The sequence below is a fragment of the Helicobacter sp. 11S02596-1 genome (genome assembly GCF_002272825.1).
Classification (GTDB): Bacteria; Campylobacterota; Campylobacteria; order Campylobacterales; family Helicobacteraceae; genus Helicobacter_J.
Map to the genome: position 1 here is coordinate 96,266 of NZ_MLAM01000008.1, position 25,592 is coordinate 121,857.

The 25,592-nt window shown below is 40.5% G+C and carries 19 protein-coding genes and 1 other RNA gene; 5 read left to right on the top strand and 15 right to left on the bottom strand.

All coding sequences use genetic code 11. The features are described 5' to 3' along the window. Positions 1 to 53: 53 nt before the first annotated feature. The 9 genes from BJI48_RS06315 to BJI48_RS06355 all read right to left on the bottom strand — a co-directional run bounded on the left by BJI48_RS06315 (position 54) and on the right by BJI48_RS06355 (position 11,093). Complete coding sequence (locus BJI48_RS06315; RefSeq protein WP_095333077.1) at positions 54 to 617, bottom strand: YceI family protein; 564 nt, start codon at positions 615 to 617, stop codon at positions 54 to 56. A 127-nt stretch (positions 618 to 744) separates the two neighbouring features. Beyond that, positions 745 to 1,302, bottom strand: a complete 558-nt coding sequence (locus BJI48_RS06320; RefSeq protein WP_095333079.1) for a YceI family protein — start codon at positions 1,300 to 1,302, stop codon at positions 745 to 747. A gap of 123 nt (positions 1,303 to 1,425) precedes the next feature. Then, entirely contained in the window at positions 1,426 to 2,964 is a 1,539-nt protein-coding gene (purH, locus tag BJI48_RS06325) for a bifunctional phosphoribosylaminoimidazolecarboxamide formyltransferase/IMP cyclohydrolase (protein ID WP_095333081.1), read from the bottom strand. A gap of 156 nt (positions 2,965 to 3,120) precedes the next feature. Continuing rightward, entirely contained in the window at positions 3,121 to 4,461 is a 1,341-nt protein-coding gene (locus tag BJI48_RS06330; protein ID WP_143428779.1) for a hypothetical protein, read from the bottom strand. Positions 4,462 to 4,624: 163 nt separating this feature from the next. Further along, entirely contained in the window at positions 4,625 to 5,554 is a 930-nt protein-coding gene (gene miaA, locus BJI48_RS06335) for a tRNA (adenosine(37)-N6)-dimethylallyltransferase MiaA (protein WP_257874425.1), read from the bottom strand. A gap of 159 nt (positions 5,555 to 5,713) precedes the next feature. After that, positions 5,714 to 7,171 (bottom strand): 2-methylcitrate dehydratase, encoded by a 1,458-nt coding sequence (gene prpD / locus BJI48_RS06340; RefSeq protein WP_095333085.1) that lies wholly within the window; start codon positions 7,169 to 7,171, stop codon positions 5,714 to 5,716. A gap of 11 nt (positions 7,172 to 7,182) precedes the next feature. Next, a complete protein-coding gene (gene prpC, locus BJI48_RS06345; RefSeq protein ID WP_095333087.1) occupies positions 7,183 to 8,304 on the bottom strand; it encodes a 2-methylcitrate synthase in 1,122 nt (373 codons plus the stop codon). After that, entirely contained in the window at positions 8,305 to 9,183 is an 879-nt protein-coding gene (gene prpB, locus BJI48_RS06350; protein ID WP_095333089.1) for a methylisocitrate lyase, read from the bottom strand. Continuing rightward, positions 9,180 to 11,093 carry a propionyl-CoA synthetase gene (locus BJI48_RS06355; RefSeq protein ID WP_095333091.1) on the bottom strand — a complete coding sequence of 638 codons (1,914 nt, stop codon included), beginning with the start codon at positions 11,091 to 11,093 and terminating at the stop codon, positions 9,180 to 9,182. Before BJI48_RS06355 ends, prpB begins: the two co-directional genes overlap by 4 nt. A gap of 139 nt (positions 11,094 to 11,232) precedes the next feature. On the opposite strand from BJI48_RS06355, the gene BJI48_RS06360 reads away from it, so the two are divergent. Next, complete coding sequence (locus BJI48_RS06360; protein ID WP_095333093.1) at positions 11,233 to 12,168, top strand: hypothetical protein; 936 nt, start codon at positions 11,233 to 11,235, stop codon at positions 12,166 to 12,168. A 4-nt stretch (positions 12,169 to 12,172) separates the two neighbouring features. On the opposite strand, the gene BJI48_RS06365 is transcribed toward BJI48_RS06360, so the two are convergent. The 6 genes from BJI48_RS06365 to BJI48_RS06390 form a co-directional block, all read right to left on the bottom strand. Beyond that, positions 12,173 to 13,438, bottom strand: a complete 1,266-nt coding sequence (locus BJI48_RS06365) for a TolC family protein (protein WP_095333095.1) — start codon at positions 13,436 to 13,438, stop codon at positions 12,173 to 12,175. Continuing rightward, positions 13,438 to 16,563: an efflux RND transporter permease subunit gene (locus BJI48_RS06370; RefSeq protein ID WP_095333097.1), complete on the bottom strand. Its 3,126-nt coding sequence runs from the start codon at positions 16,561 to 16,563 to the stop codon at positions 13,438 to 13,440. The genes BJI48_RS06365 and BJI48_RS06370 overlap by 1 nt, the downstream gene beginning before the upstream one ends. A 21-nt stretch (positions 16,564 to 16,584) precedes the next feature. Continuing rightward, positions 16,585 to 17,622 (bottom strand): efflux RND transporter periplasmic adaptor subunit, encoded by a 1,038-nt coding sequence (locus BJI48_RS06375; RefSeq protein ID WP_095333099.1) that lies wholly within the window; start codon positions 17,620 to 17,622, stop codon positions 16,585 to 16,587. Continuing rightward, positions 17,623 to 18,048: a MarR family transcriptional regulator gene (locus BJI48_RS06380; protein WP_095333101.1), complete on the bottom strand. Its 426-nt coding sequence runs from the start codon at positions 18,046 to 18,048 to the stop codon at positions 17,623 to 17,625. A gap of 522 nt (positions 18,049 to 18,570) precedes the next feature. Then, positions 18,571 to 21,282 carry an N-6 DNA methylase gene (locus BJI48_RS06385; RefSeq protein WP_095333103.1) on the bottom strand — a complete coding sequence of 904 codons (2,712 nt, stop codon included), beginning with the start codon at positions 21,280 to 21,282 and terminating at the stop codon, positions 18,571 to 18,573. Continuing rightward, the gene (locus BJI48_RS06390) at positions 21,279 to 22,079 is read right to left on the bottom strand and encodes a site-specific DNA-methyltransferase (protein ID WP_095333105.1); all 801 of its coding nucleotides are present in this window, start codon (positions 22,077 to 22,079) and stop codon (positions 21,279 to 21,281) included. Before BJI48_RS06390 ends, BJI48_RS06385 begins: the two co-directional genes overlap by 4 nt. A 159-nt stretch (positions 22,080 to 22,238) precedes the next feature. Between BJI48_RS06390 and rnpB the strand changes: the two genes are divergently transcribed. From rnpB to BJI48_RS06410, 4 genes are all read left to right on the top strand, one after another. Then, positions 22,239 to 22,564, top strand: an RNA gene (gene rnpB / locus BJI48_RS06395) — RNase P RNA component class A. Between the two features lie 308 nt (positions 22,565 to 22,872). After that, the gene (locus BJI48_RS06400; RefSeq protein ID WP_095333131.1) at positions 22,873 to 24,084 is read left to right on the top strand and encodes a malic enzyme-like NAD(P)-binding protein; all 1,212 of its coding nucleotides are present in this window, start codon (positions 22,873 to 22,875) and stop codon (positions 24,082 to 24,084) included. Positions 24,085 to 24,086: 2 nt separating this feature from the next. Further along, positions 24,087 to 25,007 (top strand): 16S rRNA (cytosine(1402)-N(4))-methyltransferase RsmH, encoded by a 921-nt coding sequence (gene rsmH / locus BJI48_RS06405; RefSeq protein WP_095333107.1) that lies wholly within the window; start codon positions 24,087 to 24,089, stop codon positions 25,005 to 25,007. A gap of 2 nt (positions 25,008 to 25,009) precedes the next feature. Then, positions 25,010 to 25,309: a hypothetical protein gene (locus BJI48_RS06410; protein WP_095333109.1), complete on the top strand. Its 300-nt coding sequence runs from the start codon at positions 25,010 to 25,012 to the stop codon at positions 25,307 to 25,309. Positions 25,310 to 25,592: the final 283 nt, after the last annotated feature.

The following is a 25,592-nucleotide window of genomic DNA, read 5'->3' on the forward strand; positions in this document are numbered from 1 at the left end:
GGATTTATTTTGTGGGGTGCTACGAGAGTTCGTAGCGTTTGGAGATGTTGTTTTTATTGTTTGATGGGCGCACTGAAAGTGATAGCTACTTGAGACCAAGTAAGTCCTTCGTGCAGATCGTGGCAACCTACAGCCAATTTTTTGAACGCATCATTGAGTGAAAATTCCATAATGTCTAGCACGCCCGTAGCAACTAATTTTCCATCTTTGATGGTGTATTGCATAGGAACTTTTACGTTTTTGTTATTCATTTTTACCATTGCTAAAATTGTGCCTTGATCCTTGCCTTCCATCACATTTTTGAAAGTTACTTTGATACCGCCATTTTTGAATTGGGAAAAGAAAAAGTCTTGTAAATTTTTATTTTTGGTAGCATCGTGTAATTCTACTTTCATCGGGTCGATAGTCGCCGTTGCGCCTTCGAGTGTTGCAGCAATGCTGTCTTGTTTTTTGCCAAATTTGTATTGGATATCATTAAATGTCCCACTTACAGGTGTTTTTTGGGCTGTTTTGTATGCTGTCCAAGAGGTTTCGACCTTTTTGGTGTCGATGGTTGCAGCATTTGCTAACATTCCAAATAATGCGATTGCCAAAATACTCATTGTCGATTTTTTCATCTGTGTTCTCCTTAGGGTTTTGATATAAACGCTAAAGCTTATTAAATAATAATTAATGATTTGCTAATAAGAAGTTATGAATCAAAGAAGATAGGGAGGCGTTGCAGGGGGTGCAACACCGAAAGGTTTATTTTGTAGGGGCATCAAATCCGATCGTAACTTCTGACCACGTAACGCCTGCGTGGAAAGGTTTGCAACGGGCTGAAAGGGCGGCAAATTCATCTTTGAGAGGGAAATCTTGGATATCAATCTTCCCTGTAGCGCTGAATTTGCCATCCTTGATGGTGTATTCCATCGGCACATTGACATCTTTGCCATTCATCGAAACAACCGCAGCGATACTGCCTTTGTCGCCATTTTCTTTGACATCCTTGAATAATACTTTGATAGGGCTTTTCATCTTAGAAAAGAATGTTTCTGTGATGTTTTTATTCCTCATTTTGTCTTTGGTATCCACGCTTTTTGGATCCATTGTTGCGCTCGCACCTTTGAGGGCACCTGAAATGCTATCAGACTTTGAGCCAAATTTGAACTTGGTATCATTAAACATCCCTTTGACGGCAACTTTTGCTTTCATTTTGTAGGCGATAAAGTAGGCTTCACCTTTTGTGGTATCGATAGTTACCGCATTGGCAAAAACTCCAAACAATCCGAATATAGCGAGGCTTGCTAACATTTTTTTCATTATTTATCCTTTGAGATATTTTATTTTTATAAAGCAACGCCATTATACAATACAAAAATAAAAATAATTACTATTATGTTAATTATTCTCGCTACTTTTGCCACTAGTTTTTGAAATCTTCCCTCAATGCAAAAAATGTCGGACGCCTGTGAAATACAATGCGATATTATGTTCGTTCGCACTTGCGATGACATCATCATCACGAATACTCCCTCCAGGCTCGATGATAGCGCTCACCCCAGCATTTGCTGCCATATCGATACTATCACGAAAGGGAAAAAACGCCTCAGAAGCCAGCACGCTCCCTGTGATATCTAGCCCCATTTCTTTGGCTTTATTTAGCGCACTTTTTGCAGCATCTACACGGCTTGTCATCCCCATACCGATGGCTACAAGCACGCTGTTTTTGACATAAACAACGCAGTTTGACTTGGTCAAAGCAGCGATTTTATAAGCGATGTGAAGATCGTGGAGTTGCGTTTTGCTCGCAGGGGTATGGCTCACCAGCTTGGCTTGTGATATTTCTGTATCGCTGATTTGGTCGGATTCTTGATAGACAAACCCCCCTTCAATATGCTTAAAATCAATACTATCTTTGGGGAATGCTAATGTTTTGCCATCTTGGCTGGCTGTGAAGATTTTCATTCTTTTTTTGGATGCAAAGACCTCAAGGGCTTCGGCGGTGAAATCAGCAGCGATGAGGACTTCAATAAATGTTTGATTGATGGTTGTAGCGAGTATCTCATCTACCACGCCATTGATAGCCACCACGCCCCCATAGGCGCTCACAGGGTCGCATTGGAGTGCAGAAGCGTAGCTTTCAAAAACATTTTCCTTGATAGCAAAACCACAGGGATTCCCGTGCTTGATAATACACACAGCGGGGGAGTTTCCAAAGCTCGTGGCAATTTTTATGGCCGCATTCATATCGGTGAAGTTATTGAAGCTCGCTTCGCCTTTGAGGGTTTTTAAACACTGGCGATAAAAATTGCCAAATTCATACATTGCCCCCTTTTGGTGCGGGTTTTCGCCATATCGGGTTTGGCAGACTTTTTCACCAGTTATGAAGACCTTTTCACCCAATTTTTCACAGAAACGCTCGTTCATATAATTGGCGATCAAACAATCATATTGTGCGGTGTGTTCAAAGGCTTTTATCATCATTTTACGCCGAAATGCGAGGGTATTTTGCCCCTCACGGAGGGTTTGGAGCGTGATGTCGTAGTCAGAAATATCGGTGATGACAAGCACATCTTGAAAGTTTTTTGCCCCCGCACGGATCATACTGGGGCCACCAATATCGATGTTTTCGATGATGGTTTCAAAATCATTCGTGGTTTCTATGGTGGATTTGAAAGGGTAGAGATTCACACAAACGACATCGATCGCAGGGATTTGATGGGTTTTTGCTTGGGTGGTGTCTTGGGCGTGGTTTCTGCGTTGCAAGATACCCCCGTGGATTTTTGGGTGGAGTGTCTTGACCCTGCCATCAAAAAGCTCCACACTCCCGGTATGATCGCTCACATCGGTGGCAGGAACGTCGTTTTCTAGGAGTGTTTTGAGTGTGCCTCCGGTGCTTAATATCTCATAACCAAGCTCACAAAGCCCCTTTGCAAACGGGACAATGCCTGTTTTGTCGCTCACGCTAAGTAGTGCATACATCGTTTTCCTTTGAATGGTTTTGTATGCCCAAAAGTATAGCAAAAGGGGAGCAAAAGCACGATAAAAGCAATGGCGATCGTGCCGATTATGTATGGTTTTTTATATGTTTGCGGGCGGGCAGATTGGGGGGTGTATAGATTGAAGCGGTGGCAATGCTTAGCGAATCCCAGAGGGGTCTTGGGTGTTTGCGTGTTCTTTTGGCTTGGCTTGGGGTGTTTCTTGGGGCTTATCTTGTTCGCATTTCTCTGTGAGGTCTTCGCTCAAGATAAATCTTCTTGGGATAGTGAAGCGATGGGGCTGGTTTTGTTTATCTGGGATTGCAACATAATACTCTTCGCCGATATTTGATAAGATTTTAGGGTATTGGATTTTGATCGCATCAGGACTGATGGCTATTTTCTCGGAGTTGTTTAGCTCTTGAGGGATGAGGGCTTTTGCTTGTGTGTCTAGAACCAATATTTTTGGGCTGTAGTTACCAAAGTGGAGTAGGGATATAAATTTTGATGAAAAAATTGCAGAAATGATTATTGTTGTTAGGAAAAGAATGACTATAAATGTGATATAAGCATACCCTCTGAGTATAAAGGCAAGGGCTACTATATAAAAAATAATCAATAAAATTTCTAATGTATAATTTGGAAAAATTATAATAAATAGAAAAAATACTATAGACATTAATAAAATAAATAATGTGAAGAGTGATGATTGGAAAATATTTTTTAAAATATAACGATATAAAGAGAATATTGCCATTATAACCACAATGATACATACAAACCAATAGATACTTTTCATATTCCAATGATCTAAAATTGACATAACAATCGCAGGGCTTATCATAGAAATACTTAACAATAACACTTGTTTTTTACTTAGTGATTTATATCTAAATGTTTCTTCTATAATCAATGGAATTAAAACTTGCAGTATTCCAAATATGATTCCTGCCAAAATCCCTGTGGTAGAAAGGACCATCAAATAAAACAAGAGGCTTTCTCGTGTCATATTGGGAATATACTCAAGTTTAAAAAAGAAATAGGATGTAAAAATGATAATACCGATGGTGAAGAACATCAGGAATGATAAAAATGGGTATTTTATCAAGTTATGAATAAAAAGCTTAATTCTTGATAAGCCAATTCCCATTCGTGAATTTAAAAAAGAATCAAAAATACATTCAAGTTTGAATCTGATTGCGGTATCTTCATTTATTGATTTTAACCAGCGGTATTGTTTATAAATTTTTTCATTGATCGAATCAAAGTCTTCAGAGAGAGTATCAAAGTCTTTTTCACTGATATTTTTGAGTAATTTTTGTTTCTCTTGAAGCATTTTTATCAAGGTATTTCTGGCACTCAAAAAATCAGGATTAGTTGATGTTTTTTTAATTTTTGTAATTTTGACTGAAAATGTTTTTTCAATGAGCTTTTTAAAAAAATTTATTATCTTGGTATAAAAATTGGGTTGCGTATCTTCCAGTATTTTTTCTAGCCCCACAATACATTTATCGCATTCTTGAAGCTCATTTTTCCGAATCCGTAAAATATCATCAAATGTCATTAAAAACCTTTATATTTCAAATCAATTGATTATAGGCAATAAATGATTAAAATAGATTGATTTTATACAAAATATGCAAGCTAAAATTTCAAATTCCAATTTATCGCATAACAACCCTATCAAAAATTTCTTTAGCACTTAGATGGGAAATATCTTGAAATTGTGTCCTATTAAATGTGCTTTGGCGTTTGGCAAGCTGGGTGGTGTGCGTGCAGATGGTATTTTGGAGTTCTTTTAAATCCATATGCCCATCAAGATAAGCGATACACTCCTTAGGGCCAATCGCTTTGAAAGGCTGGCAATCCCTTTTGTAGGTCTTTAGCAACGAAGCAATCTCATCAACAAGCCCCATTTGGAGCATTTTTTGCGTGCGCTCATAGATCTTTTCTTTCAAAATCTCTTTGGCAATCGCAATGGCATAGATTTTGATCGGGTAAGCAAAGGGTTTTTTGGGGTGGTTTTGGAAATACACGCTTGGCGGTGTGGCGGTGGCAAAAAATATCTCTAAGGCTTTTTGCAAACGATACGTATCGTTATTGGCGATATTTTTGGCATAAAGCGGGTCGATTTGAGCCAAAAAGGCGTGCGGGTTTTGGGATTGCAAACATTCATCGATACGTTGTTGGACTGATTGCTTTTCTTTTTCACAAAGCATAGGCATTTCGCTCAAACCCTCGATAATGGATTTGAGATAAAAACTACTGCCCCCAACGATAAGCAAGGTTTTTTTGGCTGTTTGCTTGATAGCAGTTTCTAAAAGGCTTTTAAAAATTTGGGCGTTATTATGCTCGTTGATAGTAAGCTCATTGATCCCGTAGTGTTTGATACGCCCAAGCTCTTCTACACTGGGTTTGGCAGCAGCGATGTTGATTTCTTGATAAATGCTAAGGGAATCTAGCGAGAAGATTTCCGCATCGATTTTTTCAGCGATTTCTAGGGCGAGGGCGGATTTGCCACTAGCAGTGGGTCCCAAAATCGCCATAATTTCGATGTCTTTTTTCGCCCCTTTTTCTTCCAATCTTTCTCCCAAATCAGCCACCCATCTTTGTAAAATATAAAATATTAGTTTAACATATTTTTGGGCTTTCAGGGTCGTTTTCCACGCTCGTTTGGTGCGTGATTAAACTCAAGTTTTGTCGCACATTGAGGCTGTGCGACTTATGATTGGGGATAAAATTTAGATAGAAAATTACAGAGAAAATAAATCACTAAATTCATTGAAAGGCGTATTTTCCAAATCTGTCTGCGAGGCACAGAGATCTTTGATTTGGGCGCATTTTTTTGGGCTTAGCCTTGTGGCGAGATTGGCGTTAAATTTTTCAATCAACAGAGGAATCCCCTCTTTTCTCCTCCGTCGATGACCGATGGGGTATTCCACCGCAACATTTTGGCTTTTTGAGCCATCTTTATAAAATATTTGCACCGCATTGGCGATGGAGCGTTTATCAGGCTCTAAATATTCTCTTGTATAGCGTTCATCAACCACCACTTCCATTTTGTCCCGCAACCTATCGATTCTTGGGTCTTTTGCGATGTCATCTTCGTAATGCTGTGCTTCAAGTTTGCCCTCCAATAAGCCGATGGCGACCATATATTGGATACAATGATCCCTATCAGCAGGATTGCTGAGAGGCCCTACTTTGTTGATGATTCGGTGGGCGCTTTCTTGGGTTGTGATGATGATTTTTTCAATATCATCGAGCCTGTTTTTTACTTCTTGATGGAGTTCTAGGGCTGCTTCGACAGCCGTTTGGGCGTGAAATTCAGCCGGAAAACTAATCTTAAAAAGCACATTTTCCATCACATAGCTACCAAATGGTTGGGGGATAGATAATTTTGCCCCTTTCATTTTGACATCTTCAAAGCCCCAAAATTTCGCACTCAAGGCACTTGGATAGCCCATTTCTCCGCTGATGGATTTCAAGGCAAGATTCACCCCTCGTGAGCTAGCATCCCCCGCTGCCCAAGATTTTCTTGAGCCTGTATTGGGGGCGTGGCGATAGGTTCTTAGCGCACCCCCATCGATAAAGGCTTGCGAAACGGCGTTGCGGACTTCTTCAAAATTCCCTCCAAGTAGCACGCACGCCATCGCAGTTGAAGCAATCCGCACAAGCAAAACGTGATCAAGCCCTACTTTGTTAAAGCAATTATCCAATGCAAGGATACCTTGAATTTCGTGGGCTTTTATCATCGCTGTGAGGACATCTTTGACTTTCAGAGGGCTCAAGCCATTAGCGATGTTTTTTCGGCTCACATAATCACTCACCGCCCAGATAGCCCCCAGATTATCAGATGGGTGTCCCCATTCGCTAGCCAACCAGGTATCATTAAAATCCAGCCATCGCACCATCGCCCCAACATTAAAAGCCCCACGCTCCGGATCGAGTTGGTAGCTTGTGCCGGGAATCTTTGTGCCTAAAGGGCGAAATTCTGCCCCCTCAACCACAGGCCCTAAAAGCTTCGTGCATTGCGGGAATTTGAGTGCCAAAAGCCCGCAACCTAGCGTATCCATCAGGCAGTATCTCGCTGTCTCATAGGCCTCTTTTGACGTGATGTTAAAATCAAGGGCATACGTGGCGATTTGTGATAAAAGCTCATCAAAATCAGGTCTTTTGCTGTCTAAAATTCCCATATCATTATTACTCATAAAATCTCCTTTTATCGGTTTTGTATTGGGACATAAGGTCTATTTTGGGGACCTATGTATTCTGAACTGGGGCGAATAAGCTTATTATCTTGTCTTTGTTCGATGATATGTGCTAGCCAGCCAGTGGTCCTACTCATAATAAAAATCGGCGTGAAATAAGCTGTGGGGATTCCCATAAAATGGTAAGCAGAGGCACTATAAAAATCAAGATTGGGGAAAAGCTTTTTTTCTTCCCACATTAGTTTTTCTATCCCCTCTGAAATCGTATAAATTCGATCATCTCCAACATCTTGGGCGAGTTTTTTACTCCATTCTTTGATGATGGCATTTCTTGGGTCGGCTTTGACATAAACGCGATGACCAAATCCCATAATCTTGGCTTTGTTTTCGAGTTTTTTTCGCACCCCTTTGATGGCTTCTTCTTGGGTGGAAAATTCCATTATCAAATCCATCGCTGCTTCGTTTGCCCCGCCGTGCAAAGGACCTCGCAACGCCCCAATCGCCGCCGTGATAGCTGAATACGTATCTGAAAGTGTTGAGGTAACGATTCGAGCGGTGAATGTTGAGGCATTAAATTCGTGTTCTGCATAGAGTATCAAACTCGCATTCATCGCTTTTACCCAGAGGGGTTTGGGCGGTTTGCGATGGAGTTTTTCCAAAAAATACCCCGCAATGCTTTCCTCATCGCTTTGGGTGCTGATTTCTGTTTTGTCGTGGTGATAATGATGCCAAAACGTGAGTATCGAAGGAAAAATGCCAAGAAGACGGATACTAATGTCTTCTTGATTGCTAAAATCAGGCTTTTCTTTTTCCACGCACCCTAGTAGCGAACAGCCTGTGCGCATCACATCCATTGGATGAGCGTCTTTGGGGATGAGTTTGAGAGCTTCTTTGATGGGGTCTGGGAGATTACGAGCGATTTTGAGTTTGTGTTTGAATGCTTGGAGTTGCTCTTGTGATGGGAGATCCCCAAAAATCAAAAGATATGCCACCTCCTCAAACTGCGCTAAATTTGCCAACTCGATAATATCATACCCGCGATAATTTAATCCGTGTCCCGTGCCTACTGTGCAGATAGCAGATTTTCCTGCGACTACACCCGCAAGCCCGCCGACTTTTTTCTTGGTTTCCATTCAAGACTCCTTATTTTTAAATAATCTATCGAGTTTTTTTTCAAAATCGTGGTAGTTAAGCATTGCGTAAAGTTCATCTCGGGTTTGCATTAGCTCAAGACTATTTTTTTGTGTCCCATTTTTTAGAATATCTTGAAAAACCCTCAAAGCTGCTTGGTTCATCGCCCGAAATGCCGAGAGAGGATAAAGCACCATTGCAATACCGACATTTTTGAGTTCTTCTGTCGTGAAATAGGGCGTTTTGCCAAACTCTGTGATATTGGCTAACACAGGCACGTGGATGGATTTTGTAAATTCTTTGTATTCTTCTAGGGTGTGGATAGCTTCAGCAAAAATCATATCTGCCCCTGCTTCTACATAGGCAAGCGCACGCTCAATTGCAGCCTCTTGACCCTCGCTAGCGTGGGCGTCAGTCCGTGCCATCACGACAAAATCAGGATCTGTTTTGCCATCGATTGCAGCCTTGATACGATCGCACATTTCTGCTTTGCTGACTAATTCTTTGCCCGGTCTATGCCCGCAACGTTTTTGGGATACTTGATCTTCGATATGACAACCCGCAGCTCCGGATTTGGTAAGTTCTTTGATGGTTCTTGCGATGTTAAACGCCCCACCCCAGCCTGTATCGGCATCGACTAATAACGGCAGTGATGAAGCCGCTGTGATACGCCTGACATCGATACAAACATCTTCGAGATTTGTCATCCCAAGATCGGGCAAACCAATGCTCGCATTTGCCACGCCCGCCCCGCTTAGATAGAGGGCTTTTGCACCTGATTTTTCTGCTTGCATTGCACTATAGGCGTTGATAACGCCCAAAATTTGCAATGGGTGATTTTCTTGCACGGCTAATCTAAATTTTTTTCCTGCACTAATCATTCTTTCTCCTTTGATGGCTTGGGCAATGGGTAGCCCAATGATTTGATGGCTTCTTCTATCTCGCCCAATACGCTTTCATCTTCGATGGTGCTAGGGGTTTGCCATTCCTCCCCATCGGCTATTTTTCGCATTGTCGCCCGCAAAATCTTCCCGCTCCTTGTCTTGGGGAGACGATGGACCACAGCGACAAGATGGAGGCTGGCGATCGCCCCGATTTCCTCACGCACGATCTGTCTGATCCCATCGCCGATAGCATCTTTATCCCTGACAATGCCATCTTTGAGGACAATCAAAGCCATCGGGATTTCGCCTTTGAGCGAATCATTCACGCCAATAACGGCACATTCTGCGACATCAGGGTGTTTGGAGATGGCTTCTTCCATCCCGCCGGTAGAGAGCCTATGCCCGGCTACATTGATAACCCCATCCATTCGCCCCATCACAAACACATAGCCGTCTTTGTCGATGTAGCCACTATCGCCTGTGAGATAATAGCCTTTGTAGTGGTTGAGATAGGCACGTTTGTAACGGGTATCATCACCCCAGATAGTCATCAAACACGCCGGGGGTAAGGGTAGCTTGATGACAAGGTTGCCGAGTTTGCCATTTTTGCATTCTTTGCCATCATCATCTAAGACTTTGAGATTAAATCCGGGCATTGGCTTGGTGGGCGAACCCGGTTTGATAGGCATTTGCTCAAGCCCGATGGGATTTGCAGCGATTGCCCAGCCCGTTTCAGTCTGCCACCAATGATCGATAACAGGCTTCCCTGTGATGTTTTGTATCCATTGGAGTGTGTCGCTATCGCACCGCTCGCCTGCGACAAAAACAGCTTTGAGATGGCTCAGATCGTATTTTTTGACCCATTGGGCTTGGGGGTCTTCTTTTTTGATCGCCCGAAAGGCAGTCGGGGCTGAAAAAAGGATATTGACTTTGTATTCTTCACAAACCCGCCAAAATGCACCCGGATCAGGCGTTTTTACCGGCTTGCCCTCATATACGATGGTGGTGCATCCATTCATCAGCGGGGCATATACGATGTAGCTATGCCCCACGACCCAGCCGACATCACTCGCTGCCCAAAATACATCGCCGGGCTTGGCATTATAGATATTATCCATCGACCATTTGAGCGCGACAGAATGCCCGCCATTGCTCCGAACAACGCCTTTGGGTTTGCCTGTTGTGCCAGATGTATAGAGGATATAAAGCGGATCAGTAGCATCAACAGGGACACAATCGATGGGGTCTGTTTTTTCTTCTTCGCTTTCCCAATCCACATCACGCCACGGGAGCATATTGGCTCTTTCTTGCGGGCGTTGCCAAATCAAGCAAGTGGTGGGCTTATGGCTTGATTTTTTGATGGCTTCATCTAAAATCGGCTTGTATTTAATCATCCGACTCACTTCAATCCCACAAGACGCACTTATAATCACACGGGGTTTGGCATCTTCTATCCTTGCGGCAAGCTCGTGGGCGGCAAACCCACCAAAAACGACGGAGTGGATTGCCCCGATACGCGCACAAGCAAGCATAGCGATGATGGCTTCTGGAATCATCGGCATATAGATGATGACTCGATCGCCTTTTACCACGCCTTTATTCACCAGAATCCCTGCCGTTTTGGCTACTCGATTGCGTAATTCTTTGTAGGTGAAAGTCTTTTTGGTATCGGTTACTGGGGAGTCATAAATCAGGGCAAGTTGGTCGCCCCTGCCATTTTCGATATGCAGATCCAAGGCGTTATAACAGCTATTCATACAGCCCCCGACAAACCATCGGTAGTGGTCATTCATCACATCAAGGACCTTATCCCATTCGTGATACCAATGCACTTTTTTGGCAGCTTCAGCCCAAAAAGCCTCAGGGTCTTGGATAGACTCTTTATAAATCGTTTCATAATCGGACATTTCTCGCCTCCTTGTTAGGGGTATGGAGATATTCTACCCCTTGGTTTGAGATTATTTTTGAACGATTTTGCGGGATATTCATCAAATTTTTAGGCAAAAATGGCTAAATTGTATAAAAATTGTGCATTTAGGGGTGGTTATGGGGATAAAAAATGGCATTGAGCGCTTGATCGCGATTTATAACCGCTATGGGATGAGTATTTCAAGATTTTCTACCATCATCGCCAAAGATAGGCGGACATTGACATCGTGGATAGACAAGACCACATCAAAAGAGCCTCCTGAAAGTGTCAAAAACGCCATTTGTGCTTTTTTCAGATACCCCAAAAGCATTTGGGATTGTTCTGATGAGATGTTTGAAGAATTGCTTGAAAAAATCCCCGAAGAACAAGTCCGTATCATTGATAAGGGTTATGAGGGCGGGCTGGCGTATATATTAGATAAAGAAAAAGAAGAACGATTTGTGATCCACCCCAGATTCCCCGGTCCAGCTTATCGGGATAAAATCGTGGATTCCCCTTACAAAACCTCGACTTCTGTTTTAGCAAAAAAACTCCGCTCAATGCGTAGCGAGCATATTTTGGAGTATGGTTTTGTATCAGTGGAGTGGTATAGTATCGAATCGCTTTTGAAATTTGCATTTTCCCCTATTGGCAATCCCTACACAATGGAGCAAAAAATCCAGATATTAGGGTTGGTATATGATACTTTTGATGATAATTACAACAAAAGTTTATATTTGTTTGATTCTCATTCTACCAAGCTTTATGGGATGGATACGGCTTATATTTCTATCAATCCCAAACAAAAGATTTTATTTTTTAAAATGCCTATTGATTCACTGATTGTTGAGATCAGCAATCAAGTCCTCATCGATAGGGTGCATCGGTATTTTACTTCGATGTCTCAAACCCCTAAGCATATCTTGAGAACGGATTCACCCAAGATAATTGCGATGTTGCTTGAATGCCTCAAAAACAGGTGTTCGCTTCTGGAGTTTTATGAACACGTGTCGCTAAAGACCACTTATGGCGAGCTTTTTGCCAACAATATTTCAGTAGATTGCCCGAGGTGAGTTGTTATTTTTCTATTTGGGAGGTTTCTGATTCGATGGAGTTGGTATTAAGCAATCGATCGATTTTAGCTAGGGAGATAGCGATCTCGTATTTGGATTGGGTGATATTGGTTTTGGCGGTAGTGAGGAGAAATTGCGCATTTAACAGCTCGGTGTAGGTGGCAATATTTTGGTTATAGCGGTTATTAACAATCCGATAGTTTTCTTCAGCTTGCTTCAGCGAGATGGAGGCGACTTTAAATTGTTCTTTGGCAAGGTCAAATTCATTGAGGATTTTATTGATTTGAATCCTCAAATCTTTTTTGGACTGGTTGATTTTGCTTAGCAACGAGAGGTAATAAAGCTTTTTTGCTTGATAATTATGCTGATCGCTAAGCCCATCAAAGATATTCCAAGAAAAAACAATCCTTGCTTGGCTTTGGAGTGCGTAGCTCGTGCGTGCGATACTGCCCCCATTGATATACCAAAATTTTGAAGCTACCGCATCGATCGTGGGCAAAAACGCCCCTTTGGCGATATTGACTTCAAAAGCAGCCGATTGCAGTAATGATTGCAATCGCAAGTAGTCGGGATTTTCAGATAAGACTTTTTGCAAAATATCCTCTGTTTTGAAGCTTTTTTCAGTCGGGATAGCGATGTCTTGGAGATCTGCAGGCGAGATGGGAATGCCTAAAAGCGTGCTAAGAGTGTTTTTGAAATATTCCAGATTGAGTTGGCTATTTTTAAGCGTGATATCGGCATTAGCGATCAAAACTTCCACGCTCAACACTTCATTTTTCGCACGAAAGCCTTGATTGTAAAATTGCTGGGCTTTTTTCTTTTGGGCTTGGAGGAGTTTTTTGGATTGCTGGGCGATTTGGAGTGTATCGATCGCTTTTAAAATCGATATATAAGTTATTTTGGTCTCCAAAGCCACATCAGCAATCTGGGTTTGAAGCGCGTATTCTTGGCTTTTTTGCGCCTGTTTGGAATCCTTGATGGTGTAATAATCTTTTAACCCGTTAAAAAGATTATACCTGCCCGTGAGATTAAAACTATTGAGGAAATAATCTGGCGACTCCCCCGGGATGTTGTAACTAAAAATATAGCCAAAATCGAGCTTTGGCATTAAGGTGGCAAGCTTGGCGTTAGCGTCGTGCTGGGATTTTTCATATAGATAATTTTGGGATTTGATTTTATCGCTGTTTTTGATCGCTTGTGCGATGGCTTCTTGTATATCGAGCCCAAAACACGCCTGCAAACAAACAAGCCACAAAACCCAAATCTTCATTATGCTTTCCTTTTGTCTTTCATCACAAATAACAACAACGCTGGGATGACAAAAACCGTGATGATGGTCGCAAACAACAACCCACCGATAATCACCGCCCCCAATCCCCGATAAATCTCACTCCCAGAGCCTGCAAACAACACCAGTGGCAACAATCCAAAAACGCTTGTGAGCATACTCATATAGATAGGTGCGAGCCTGCTTTGGGTGGCGTTAATAACAGCTTGATGGGCGTTCATTGCGTATTCTTTGAAGTTGATACGGGCTTGATACACAATAAGGATAGCATTATTCACCACGCTGCCTACCAAGATAATAAATCCTAGCATTGTGATGACATCGAGATTTTGTGGGGCGATAAAGCGATCGGTGAGATAGAGTCCCAAAAGCCCGCCTGTGGTCGCAAATGGCACGGTCAAGATGATGATAAATGGGTAGATAAAATTGGCATACAGCGCACAAAGTATGAGGTATGTGATGATGATAGCGAGGACAAACCCGCCTAAAAGTTCGGTTTTTAAAAGATTGAGCTTGCCGGCATTGCCACTAAGCTTGATGGTATTTTTGGTGTTTTTTTGGATATCAGGGAGGATTTCTTGCTCGATAGTATCGGTTATTTTTTCAAGCGGTTGGTTTTTTTTGGGATTGAGGATGAGGAGGATATTGCGGTTTTGTTCAAAATGCCTGATTTGAGAAACGCCAAGCTCATCTTTGATACTCACAAGCGAATTGATAGGCAATATGCCCCCATATGGCGTATAGATTTGCGAATACAATATGTCTTCGGGCGACATTTTGGATTTGTTTTTGTTTTGGGAAGATTTCAGCACCATATCGACGTTTTTTCCATCGCTATTTTTGTATTGAGAGATTTTTTTGCCCTCAAGCATTACTTCGATGATTGTCCCGAAATTGGCAGGATTGAGACCATTCATCGCAAGGGCTCTGGGGTCGGGATAGAGATTGATTTCTCGGTTGTTGATTTCTAGCGATGGGACAGCACGGATACTCATATCAGGGAATTGTGCTTTGAGCTTGGCGATGAGTTCTTGGGCGGTTTGGAGCAAAGAAGCTAGATCGTTGCCATTGATATTGATGTCGATACTTGACGCACTCGCCCCGCTAAATATGCCTTGCTGGAGGACGACACCGGTGATATTGGGGATAGAGTTGATGACATTTTGGGCGTAGGGGATGAGTTCTGGGGCGAGGCTGGGATTTTGAGCAGTTAGGTAAAAATACATATTTGTCCCGGAGCTGATGAAAAAATCCTTGATTGCAGGCAGGGCTTGATCGGATTTTTGCTCATAGCCATTTGCACTCAAAAATGGCTCGAAATCATCATAAATTTCTTTGATAATGCGATGTTTTTCTTCAAGCGAAAGCCCTGGTGGGGGATTGAGATACCCGATGATGAAGTTTTGAGAACCTTTTGGGAGATAGTCTGTTTTTGGAAATGCAAAAAAGCTAAACACACAACAAAATCCGATAAAAATCGTGATAGTCAGGATTCTAGCCCTGAGGCTTTGCGTGCAACGATTGAGCGCGCCCATCAAAAGAGCAGCGATTTTTTCCCCCAATGTTTCGATACCATCATTGAGGCGTTTGAGGGCGGGGATATGCCGTTGTGGTGTTTTTGAAAATTTTTGGAGCAAAGTCAGAGAAAAGGCAGGGATCACAAAAATACACACAAAAAATGCGATCAAAATCGAGCTACTTGAAGCGAGGGCAATATCGACAAAAAGCTGGCCAGCTTCATCTTTTAGCCCGATAATAGGGATAAAAATCGCCACGGTCGTGATGGTGGAAGCAAACAACGCCCCGATGACTTCTTTTGTGCCGATAAATGCGGCATCATAGGCACTCTTGCCCTTGTGTTTGTGCGCGATGATATTAGACATCACCACAATCGCACTATCAATAATCATACTGATGGCAAAAGAAATGCCTGCCAAAGAAACGACATTGAGCGTCCTGCCAAATGCTTCTAGCAAGATAAACGAACCGATGATACTGATGGGGATCACCAAAGCCACCACGATGAGTGAAGAAAAATTCCTCAAAAAAAGATATAGGACCAATGCCGCTAGAAAGATACCTGCAAAGATATTTTCTTTTACCTGCTGGATAGAAGACTCAATATAATGCCTCTGGTCTCGCCCCCAATCAATCACAAGGTTGTGTTCTTTCATCAAGCTGTTATTGAGGCTTTGGGTGAGTTTTTCGACCCGATTGGTCAAATCCAAGATATTAGCATCGGCATTCGGGCGGATTTGCAATGAGATCACATCATCGTTGTTGTGGATATTGTAGCCTTTTATGCTTTCATAGCCTTGGATAATGCTAGCAACATTTTTGAGTAAAACGACTTGATTGCCTTGCGATTTTATCACGGTGTTGCCGATGGAAGCGATATTTTGATACTCACCAATCGTTGAGACACGATAATTGCGCTGATCAAAGTCAATGCTCCCACCTGCGATGTTGGTATTTTGGGCTTGAATCGCAGCGATGACTTCTTCGGTGGTGATGTTGTTGAAAGCGAGTTTTTGCGTGTCTAAGATAATTTGTATCTGCTTGCTCTCCCCGCCACTCACATAGACTTCGCCCACGCCTTTGAGACGTTCATAATACTTAATCACATCATCATAGATGAAGTTTTTTTGATGCCCGATGGGTTTTTTCTCATCAAGCGATCGCACAAACAAATACACAGCGATGGGGATAGACTCCCCTGTGGTTTTGATGATGGGTTTTTCGATATTTTTGGGGTAGCCCCTGACTTCATCGAGCTTCGCACTTACATTTAAAAAAGCGAGTTTCATATCGGTATCGATATTAAATTCAAGATTGATAATACTCATCCCATCTCGTGATGTCGAAGTCATCGTGCTGAGACCCGAAATATTTTTGAGGTATTTTTCTTGGCGGTCAGTGATTTCTTTTTCGACTTCATACGGGGTTGCGCCTGGATAGGATGTATAAACGCTAATAACGGGGCGAGTAACTTGGGGGAGAAGCTGGTAGGGCATTTTTGAAAGGGCAATGCCTCCAAAAAGAAGCAAAAAAATCACACCGACAACCACGACAACGGGATTTTTTAGGCAGTATTGGATGGATTTCATTTTTTTATTTTAGCTCATTATTTATTTCTTTTTTGGGGGACTTTTTTCCTTAATCTCACTGCCGTTTTGGAGTCGGTCTTGCCCACGATAAATCACCCGCTCACCTGCGGTAATTTTGCCTCTGATGAGGGCTTTGGAATCCTGCACGGAGAGGACTTCGACACGGATAACAACGGCTTGATTGTCTTTGGCGATAAAAATACTCGGATGCCCTAAATAATACACGATACTATCACGTGGCACGATAAAACCTTCGCTTTTGCCATCGACATCTAGGAGCGCTTCTGCTGCCATCCCATCCAAAAAACTGCCGTCATTTTTGACTGCGATATGCACAGGAAAGGTTCGGGAGCGGGTATCGACTTTGGGGATAAGGGCGGTGATTTTGCCTTGATAATTTTTGTTATTGATCGTAAGATTGACTTTTTGGGCTGGTTTGATATTTTTGGCAATAAAGCTAGGCACATCGACAATGACCTCGACATCGGAATTATTGAGTATCTGGCAGACCGGCTCGCCTACATTTACCCATTCAGCGATATGGACTTTTTGCTCGACGATAATCCCCTCAAAGGGTGCATAAATGGTTTTTTTGGCAAGTTCAGCTTGAGAGATTTCAAGCTCAGCTTCCAAAGCGAGGATATTGGCTTCTTGGGATTTGAGTTGGTATTCGAGGTTTTCGTATTCTTGAAGCGGGATTGATTGGCTATCGAGGAGATTTTTATAACGTGCCAAGTCTTTTTTTTGTCTTTCTAGGGCGTATTGGGCTTGTTTGAGTTTGGCTTTTTTGATCTGGATATCTTTTTGGAGCAAATCATCATTGAGACTAAAGAGTTTTTGACCTTTTTTGACTTTTTGCCCGATATGGAAATAAATTTTTTTGACCACACCTTGCGTTTGGGAGGCGATATTAGAGATTTCTTTGAAGTGGATACTGCCGATAAAAACCTCTTGTTTTTGCAACGTCCCGCTTTCGATAGGCTGGGTATTGACATAGATAGGCTTGGCACTAAGCGCTATGGCGATGAGGCCAACTATAAAAACACATCGTGCCACCATCTAGTTCAAAGCCCCGATGATTTTTTCTAAAATCCTCAAAAATTCTTTTTTCTCTGCGTCGGAAATATTTTGGAAAAATACATCAACGATCATTTCTTTATTTTGTTTGATGACGGCTAGCTTTTTGATTCCCTTAGGGGTGATGCTGATTTTTGTAATGCGATTATCTTCTTTGTTTTGAATTTTTTTAACAAAATTTTTTTTGCACAATGATTCTATCGTGCGGGATATGGTGGCTTTGTCTTTGAGGATGATATGGGAAAGTTCGGTGATATTGAGCGGACTTTGTTGTTCTAAGATAGCAAGGATACCGATTTGTTCAAAGCCGATATTAAAAGGGCGGAGTTTTTGACTAAAATAATTTCTGATTTGTCTGGAAGCAAGGATAATAGAGATAGCGATGGGCTGGCATTCTTGTTCTTGCATACTGGTATTTGGATTCCTTAAAAGTATCTTTAAAATGATGTTATTGTAAATAATTTCTTTAATATGATAGCATAAATCTTTGATGATTGCACGGGGTTGTATTTACCCATAGCGTTATCGCAGTTTTCTGGGTTTTTGTAGTATTATGATAGGGTGTATCTATTATAGAAAGACTATATTTTAAAATTCTATTGAATATTTCGCAATTAATATTCATTTTGTATATAAATTAATACTTTAAATTATACTATTTTATAATATATATAATTTTTAGAAACTTATTATTATCAGTAAATACTTCAATCTTGTTATTAGTGAGCTAAAACTTAATTTCTATAATTTTTTTAGTTTGGTGGATTTTGGATTACTGTCAAACTCAAACTTAGCTAAATTTCGTTGTCCTATACGTAGCCTAGCAAATTCTGTCTGTGAAATTTTGCACTCTTTGCATATGTTAGTCAGTTTTTGTTTGATTTTTATTACTTCATCTATGTAAGTGGTATCTAATATTTGTTTTTAATCTTAATTATTTATGGCTTTTCTAATATTATAAACACTTAATAGTGTTTCATATATTATTGACAAATCTACCTCGATATCAAAAGCATTTAAAATAGCATTATCAAACCCTATTCTATCCGTTGATTGTAGCTCCTTGGGCAAATCTAAAGGTTTTCTTTGTGCAAGTGGTTTAAATTTATCCATTATAATGGCTTTGCTCTCATCACTTAGCAGTCTTGGATTCAGGATATGTAGATTTTTTGATATATTCGTGGCGTTTAAATCTAAAACACCTAGCCCCCTACCAAATCCTATACTTTCAATATATAGCATACATATTGCACTATTTAATAATGCATGCAATATGTCCTTTTGAGCATCATCTTTTGCTTTTAGCCCAATTAGTCGCTGATTAACAAAGGAGCGTTCCTTTAATCTATAAACACACAATTTTTTATCGGGATTTACTGACATAACCATATCAGCTAGGGAAATGGGTTTCATCTCATACCATAAATGGCTTTTTCTTTTTAAAACTTCTGGTAGTGGCTTATTTTTATTATTTGTAACATTTTGAAATTTTAAAATCCAACCATAAGCTCCCAAATCCCCTTTATTTTTCAACTCTGATAGCGATACAGAACAACAAAAAGCTTCTTTGTTTGCTGATACAACAAGACTATCTAAGCCACGGGAGTTAAGTAAAACAGGTTTGATATACTCGCTTTCTATTTTGTGCGGTCGCTGTGGATAAAACATATCGTCCCACCCTCTGCGCTCCCCACGAGTAAAATTTATAAAATCTGAAGCCTTAGTAAGATTTTTAGCTATTGATAAAAACCAAGAAAAATCTGAAAACAAAGCATTCCAAGAAATACCAAACGAATTAATTTTTTTAATTTCGCTTAAAGTAAGTATCTGTTTTGTGATATGTTTTGAATTAAGTTTTGAGCTTAGTGTAGCTTTTATCATTTCCTTTAATACGCTAGAATTCCAGTCTTTAATATGAGTATTTGTCGTAACAAATTCTATATTGTCATTTTTCGACATTGTAGAATTTTCTAAAATAAGTAACGTAGCTACAACATCAGCATTATTAAACCAGCGTCCTTTTGCAGAGCATATTATTTTTAGTATTTTAAAATGTTTTGTAAGCACCAGTTTAAAATCATTACCCCATTTGGTCGCAAGCCAAGAATTTGAAACAATAACGCCTATGCGACCACCATTTTCAACCAGTTCTTTTAAATGAACAATAATGTAAGTATATAGGTCGGCTCTTTTGTTCGACAATAATCCTTTATTTGCAAAATAGCTTAATAAGTCAGCATTGGGTGTTTGTGCTACCTCAAAGCGAACAAACGGCAAGTTCGAAACGACAGCGTGCATTTTTGGTAATTTTTTTATAATGTTTTGCCCTGAATATGGGTCAATAAAAGAAATTTCTAAATTTTCTTTTAATAAAAATATATCTTCTTTAAATACTTGAACCACACAACCCAAAGCCAGAGGGTCAGATAAAGCAAGAGAGCATAGTTGTAATGGATATGCAAATTTATCGCTTGCCCAAATTTTATTAAGAGCATCTTTTGGATTTTCGCCACTACTTCTTTTGGTTTCATAAATCGCTTTTGCTATTGTGCCACTACCACAGCAAGGATCAATTGCGTCTGCTGTTCTGTCTTTGATTGTGATTTCTGTTAAATATCTAGCCAAATTTAAAGGTGTGGAAAATTGACCTGCAATTTTTTTTCTTGAATAAGAAAGTGCAGTATCTATGACCTTATGAAAATATATGCTATCTATTTTATCTAGCCAAAAGTCTTTTAGTAGGGCATTAAACTGCATTAGGTATTCAAAAAAATCATCACTAATATATCTATCTGCTAAATTTGACATAAAAATATTCATAAAGTCACATTTTATAGTTATTGTATTAAAAGTATCAATAACTTCTTGAATGCTGGAATTTGTATTTAAAGTATCAATGGCTTTTGCATTGGCATTAAATGTTTTTAGATAATGGGAGAATAAGATACGATTAAGCCAAGATAAGATAGAGAATTCTGCTAGCAAAACATACTTGTTCCCACCGTGCTCGTTTTGCATCGAATTTTCTTTAATCCACTCATCTAGTTCTATTTCAAAATCATAATTTTTGACAGAAAGACTTGTAAAATGCGAAGCAAGTGGTAGATTAAATTTATTCAGTGTTATTGTATAAAAATAAGAATTTAACTCTAAAAACTCGACAGACTTATGCTCATTTTTTAAAAATAGATTGCTAAGATAAACTAGAATTTCTACTAAAAACCCTTTCCAACTTGCTTCATTTTTTAAAACATCGTCCCGTGTTTGAATATTTGGTATGACCCAATTCTTGTCAGCCATAAAATCATCATCTTGCTTTGTATACAAAATCGCCTCTTTTACATTCCATAACAAAAAAGAGTTTAGGCATAATCTTTGGGCTTTTGCTTTTGCATTATCAATAAAATCGCCATCTGTAATGGAAGTATCAGGCATTTTTAGCTCCCAACCCTGTATAATAGAGCCTGTAAGCTCATCTCCATATAGCACAACATCGGGGAATAGGTTTTTCCTACCCTTGATTGTTATTTCTCCACCTGCTCGTTTTATTGGTGAATTATTTTGAGAACAATAGATATTGATTTGGCTAATTACATCGATACCCCAAGAGCGTTCATTGTAATTTATTTTTTTATTATTCATCTTACAACCTTTGCAAAGTAACCAAATTTTGCAAGCCTTTGAGTTGCAATATTAATATAATTTATATTTTTTTTTTGAAATAGTGCTACATCTTGATTTTTCTCTATGCCACAAAAATTTCTATTTTCAAGTGCTGCCGCCACTAAGAAACTGCCACTTCCAAATGTATTATCTAGTATTAAATCACCCTCGTTAGTATATGTTCTAATCAGATATCTACCTAATGCAACAGGTTTTTGGGTAGGGTGCAAAACTTCGCCCTCGCTCTCTGCTGTTTTAAAATAAACCACATCGGTGGGGTAACGCTCCCCATTGCTTTTAACGAGTTGCGGATCAAAATCGCCATAGCTTCCTGTAAGCTGATTTTTGCGAATACCTTTGTTGTAGGGTTTACCCTTTTTCATCTGTGGATTATATGTGGGTTGTTTTTTATAAAAAACACAAACATCTTCATATTTTCTAAGTGGCTGTTTTTTGGCATTCAAAAAATTCGTAGGTTTTGATTTTTCCCATATGATTTTATATTTAAAGTCCTTTTCATTTGATAATATGAGTTTTGCAGTAAATATGCCTTGCGATGTTAATACAATGGCTCCATTAAGTTTTACTATGCGATTATATTCTTTCCATAAATCATCTAAATTAATAAGGCTATCCCACTTGTTTTGTGTTGTGCCATATGGCAAATCACACAAAACCATATCAATGGAATTATCAGGAAATTTACGCATAATTTCTATGCAGTCACCTTCAAAAATAGTATTTTTTATATCTTTGATAGAAAGTTCTTTTGGCATTTAAAACCTTAGATTATATGGTATTGTGGATTATATACTACACTGCATATAATACCACTGAAACTTTGGATTTTAAAATATTTTTTAAGCTTTAAAAAGCATCAAATGTATTTGAACCGATATGTGGGGTTTAAGTTGGTTTTGGCTAAAATCACCCCGCAGGCATAACAGGTGGTTGCTCCCAAAGAACGCTTGGGAGAGGAAAGTCCGAGCTGCAGAGACAGGATTCCATTTAACGAATGGCTGGCGTAAGCCAAGGGAAAGTGCAACAGAAATTAAACCGCCCCTAGCGGGTAAGGGTGAAATGGCGAGGTAAGAGCTCACCGGAATCCAAGCGATTGGATTCGTCCGTGCAAACCCAATCCGCAGCAAGAAGAGTATGGTTGATGTCTCATTTTTAGTTCTTCGCTTGAGGGGCATTGTGAAATGCTTCCCAGATAAATAACCACCCCCGACAGAACTCGGCTTATCGTTATGCCTGTTGCGATAGGGTCATCGACTTTTATGGCTGGGTTGTCTAAAGATTGTGTATTTTAAGAATATACTACTGGCTTGATAAAATCATCCATCTATTGGGTGCTTTTTATTAATTTTCTGCAATAGTAAAAAAATATTTGTTTAGTAAAATAAATAAAAAACAATGGGCTGTTTATTATTTCTAAAATCCCGCCATAAAAATCGATGAAAAATTGATGAAAAAACGATTCAAAAAATCAATGGGTTAATGCTATTTTTAGTATTTATTTGTTTAAATTCGGTTTTAGTTTATAAAAAGGTAAAATTTATGGATAAAATGGATCAAAAACTCCAAGCCCAGTATCAAAAAGCACTCGATTACCACCAAGGTGGCAAGCTAAAAATTGTCGCAAAAACTCCCCTAAAAAATCAGGATGATTTGTCTTTGGCGTATTCTCCGGGCGTGGCTATCCCGTGTAAAGAGATCCAAAAAAATCCCCTCAAAGCCTATGATTATACTTCCAAATCCAATCTAGTCGGTGTCATCAGCAACGGCACGGCGGTTTTGGGGCTAGGCGATATTGGGGCGCAAGCCTCCAAACCCGTGATGGAGGGCAAGGCGATTTTATTCAAAGCGTTTGCCGATATTGACGCATTTGATATTGAAGTCGATGAAAAAAATGTTGATGCGTTTGTGGCTGCTGTGAAAGCCATCGCACCGACATTTGGCGGTATCAACCTTGAAGACATCAAAGCCCCAGAGTGCTTTGAGATAGAAGAACGCTTGGTAGAGGCACTTGATATTCCTGTAATGCACGATGACCAGCACGGCACGGCTATCATTTCAACCGCTGCTATCATTAATGCGGCATTTATCATCAAAAAACCGATCGAATCAATGCGTGTGGTTATCAGCGGGGCTGGGGCGGCAGCGATTGCGTGTGCAAAGATGTATCGGGCTTTGGGTGTGGGCGAAATCGTGATGTTTGATAGTCGGGGCGTGATCCATTCAGGGCGAAATGATCTGAGCGAAATCAAAAAAGAATTTTTGACAAACACCCCTTATGCAAGCTATCGTGAAGCACTCAATGGCGCTGATGTGTTTTTGGGTCTCTCCAAAGCCGATTTGTTAGGTCCTGAAGACATTATGGGGATGAATGAAAACCCGCTCATTTTTGCGATGAGTAATCCCATCCCTGAAATCCTCCCTGAAGTCGTGCATAAGGCACGCCCCGATGCGATTGTTGCTACGGGGAGGAGCGATTATCCCAATCAAATCAATAATGTCTTGGGATTCCCTTATATCTTTAAAGGTGCTTTGAGTGTGCGGGCAAAAAAAATCAACGAAGAGATGAAATTTGCCGCTGCAAAAGCGCTTTCTGAGCTTGCTAGAGAGCCTGTAGAACCCGAACTCCAAAAGATACATAATCGCGAATTGGTTTTTGGTAGGGAATATCTCGTGCCCTCACCCTTTGACTCTCGCCTCAAAGAAAGGGTGTCAAAAGCCGTTGCGGACGCTGCTGTTGCTAGTGGGGTGGCTAGGATCTAAAGATGACAAATCCGCCACATATCCCGGTTTTGTTAGATGATGTTCTTGAGGTGTTTGCCCGTATAGATTCAGGGATTATCATCGATTGCACGCTGGGTTTTGGCGGGCATAGCCACGCTCTGTTGGAAAATAATCCCAATATTTGTATCATCGGTATCGACAAAGACGCCCAAGCAAGGGAATTTGCACAAAATCGCCTCCAAAAATTTGGCGATCGTTTTGTCTGTGTGAGCGGGGGATTTGGCGAGAAGATTGGGGAGATTTTGGATACGTATGGCGAGCGTGTCAAGGGCGTTTTGGCTGATATTGGCGTGAGTTCTTTGCAGCTCGATAGCCCAGAGCGGGGCTTTGGCTTTGGCTCTGATACGCTTGATATGCGGATGGATAAGCAATCGAGCCTCAATGCGCAGGTGGTGATAAATCATTATTCTGCCTATGAGCTCCAGAGGATTTTTCGTGATTATGGCGAGATTAGGGAATACAAAAAAATGGCTACGTTGATTGCTACGCAACGTGATAAAAAGCCTTTTGAATCCGCTAAAGAATTGAGCGAGTTTTTGCAAAGACATTTCAAAAATCCCAGAATCCACCCTGCCACACTAGCTTTTCAAGCGATTCGCATCGAAGTCAATGACGAACTAGGTGAGCTTGAGCGACTGCTAAAAATGGCGGGAAACCTGCGTGGGGCAGTATTTGCGGTTATTTCTTTTCATTCTTTAGAAGACAGGATGGTAAAAAATGCTTTTAAAGAATGGGGAAAATCTTGTATTTGTGATACTTCGCTTTATAAATGCGAGTGTGGCTCTAACCACGCTCGGGGCGTCTCCCTCACCAAAAAACCCAAAATCGCCTCCCCAGATGAAATCAATCAAAACCCCCGAGCTAGGAGCGCAAAACTTCGGGCTTTTGCCTTTAAGGACTAAAAATGCAGCATTTGGAAGAAAAATATTATCGTATCGATGAGGGGGAAAAAGAAGAATTGCTTTCAGAAGAACACAGAGGCAAAGGCTTGGGCGTGAATGCCTTGTTTGGTGCTTATATGGTTTTGATATTTTCGCTCGTTATTTTGTTGCCAAAAATTTATCTTGCGAGCAATATTTATTATGTCAGTCGGGACATCGCCAAGCTCCAAACCCAAGAAAATTTACTCAAGGAAGAAAATCATCGCTTAGAACGCGAACTTGAAGATGTGCGGTTTAAATATTTGATGATGAATTTGAATTAAGGGCTTTCATTATTTTGAACTCGATTCACTAACGTGAATCTGAAGACCACTCACAGGGAATGAATCCCTGTTCGTTCCTAAAGTAACCATCTCATATTTAAGCTTGCCTTGAATATTGGAGATAAGTTTTAGAGGTATCGGTTCGCTAAGGCAAACCTGAAGACCACTCCGCAAGATGTGAAATCTTGCTTCGCTCCTAAAGTTATTAGGTTATTCTGAAGCTTCGCCAAGCTCGCTTCATCATCAACCTGTTTTCTAAGGTCTTCATTTTAAACCACTTTCA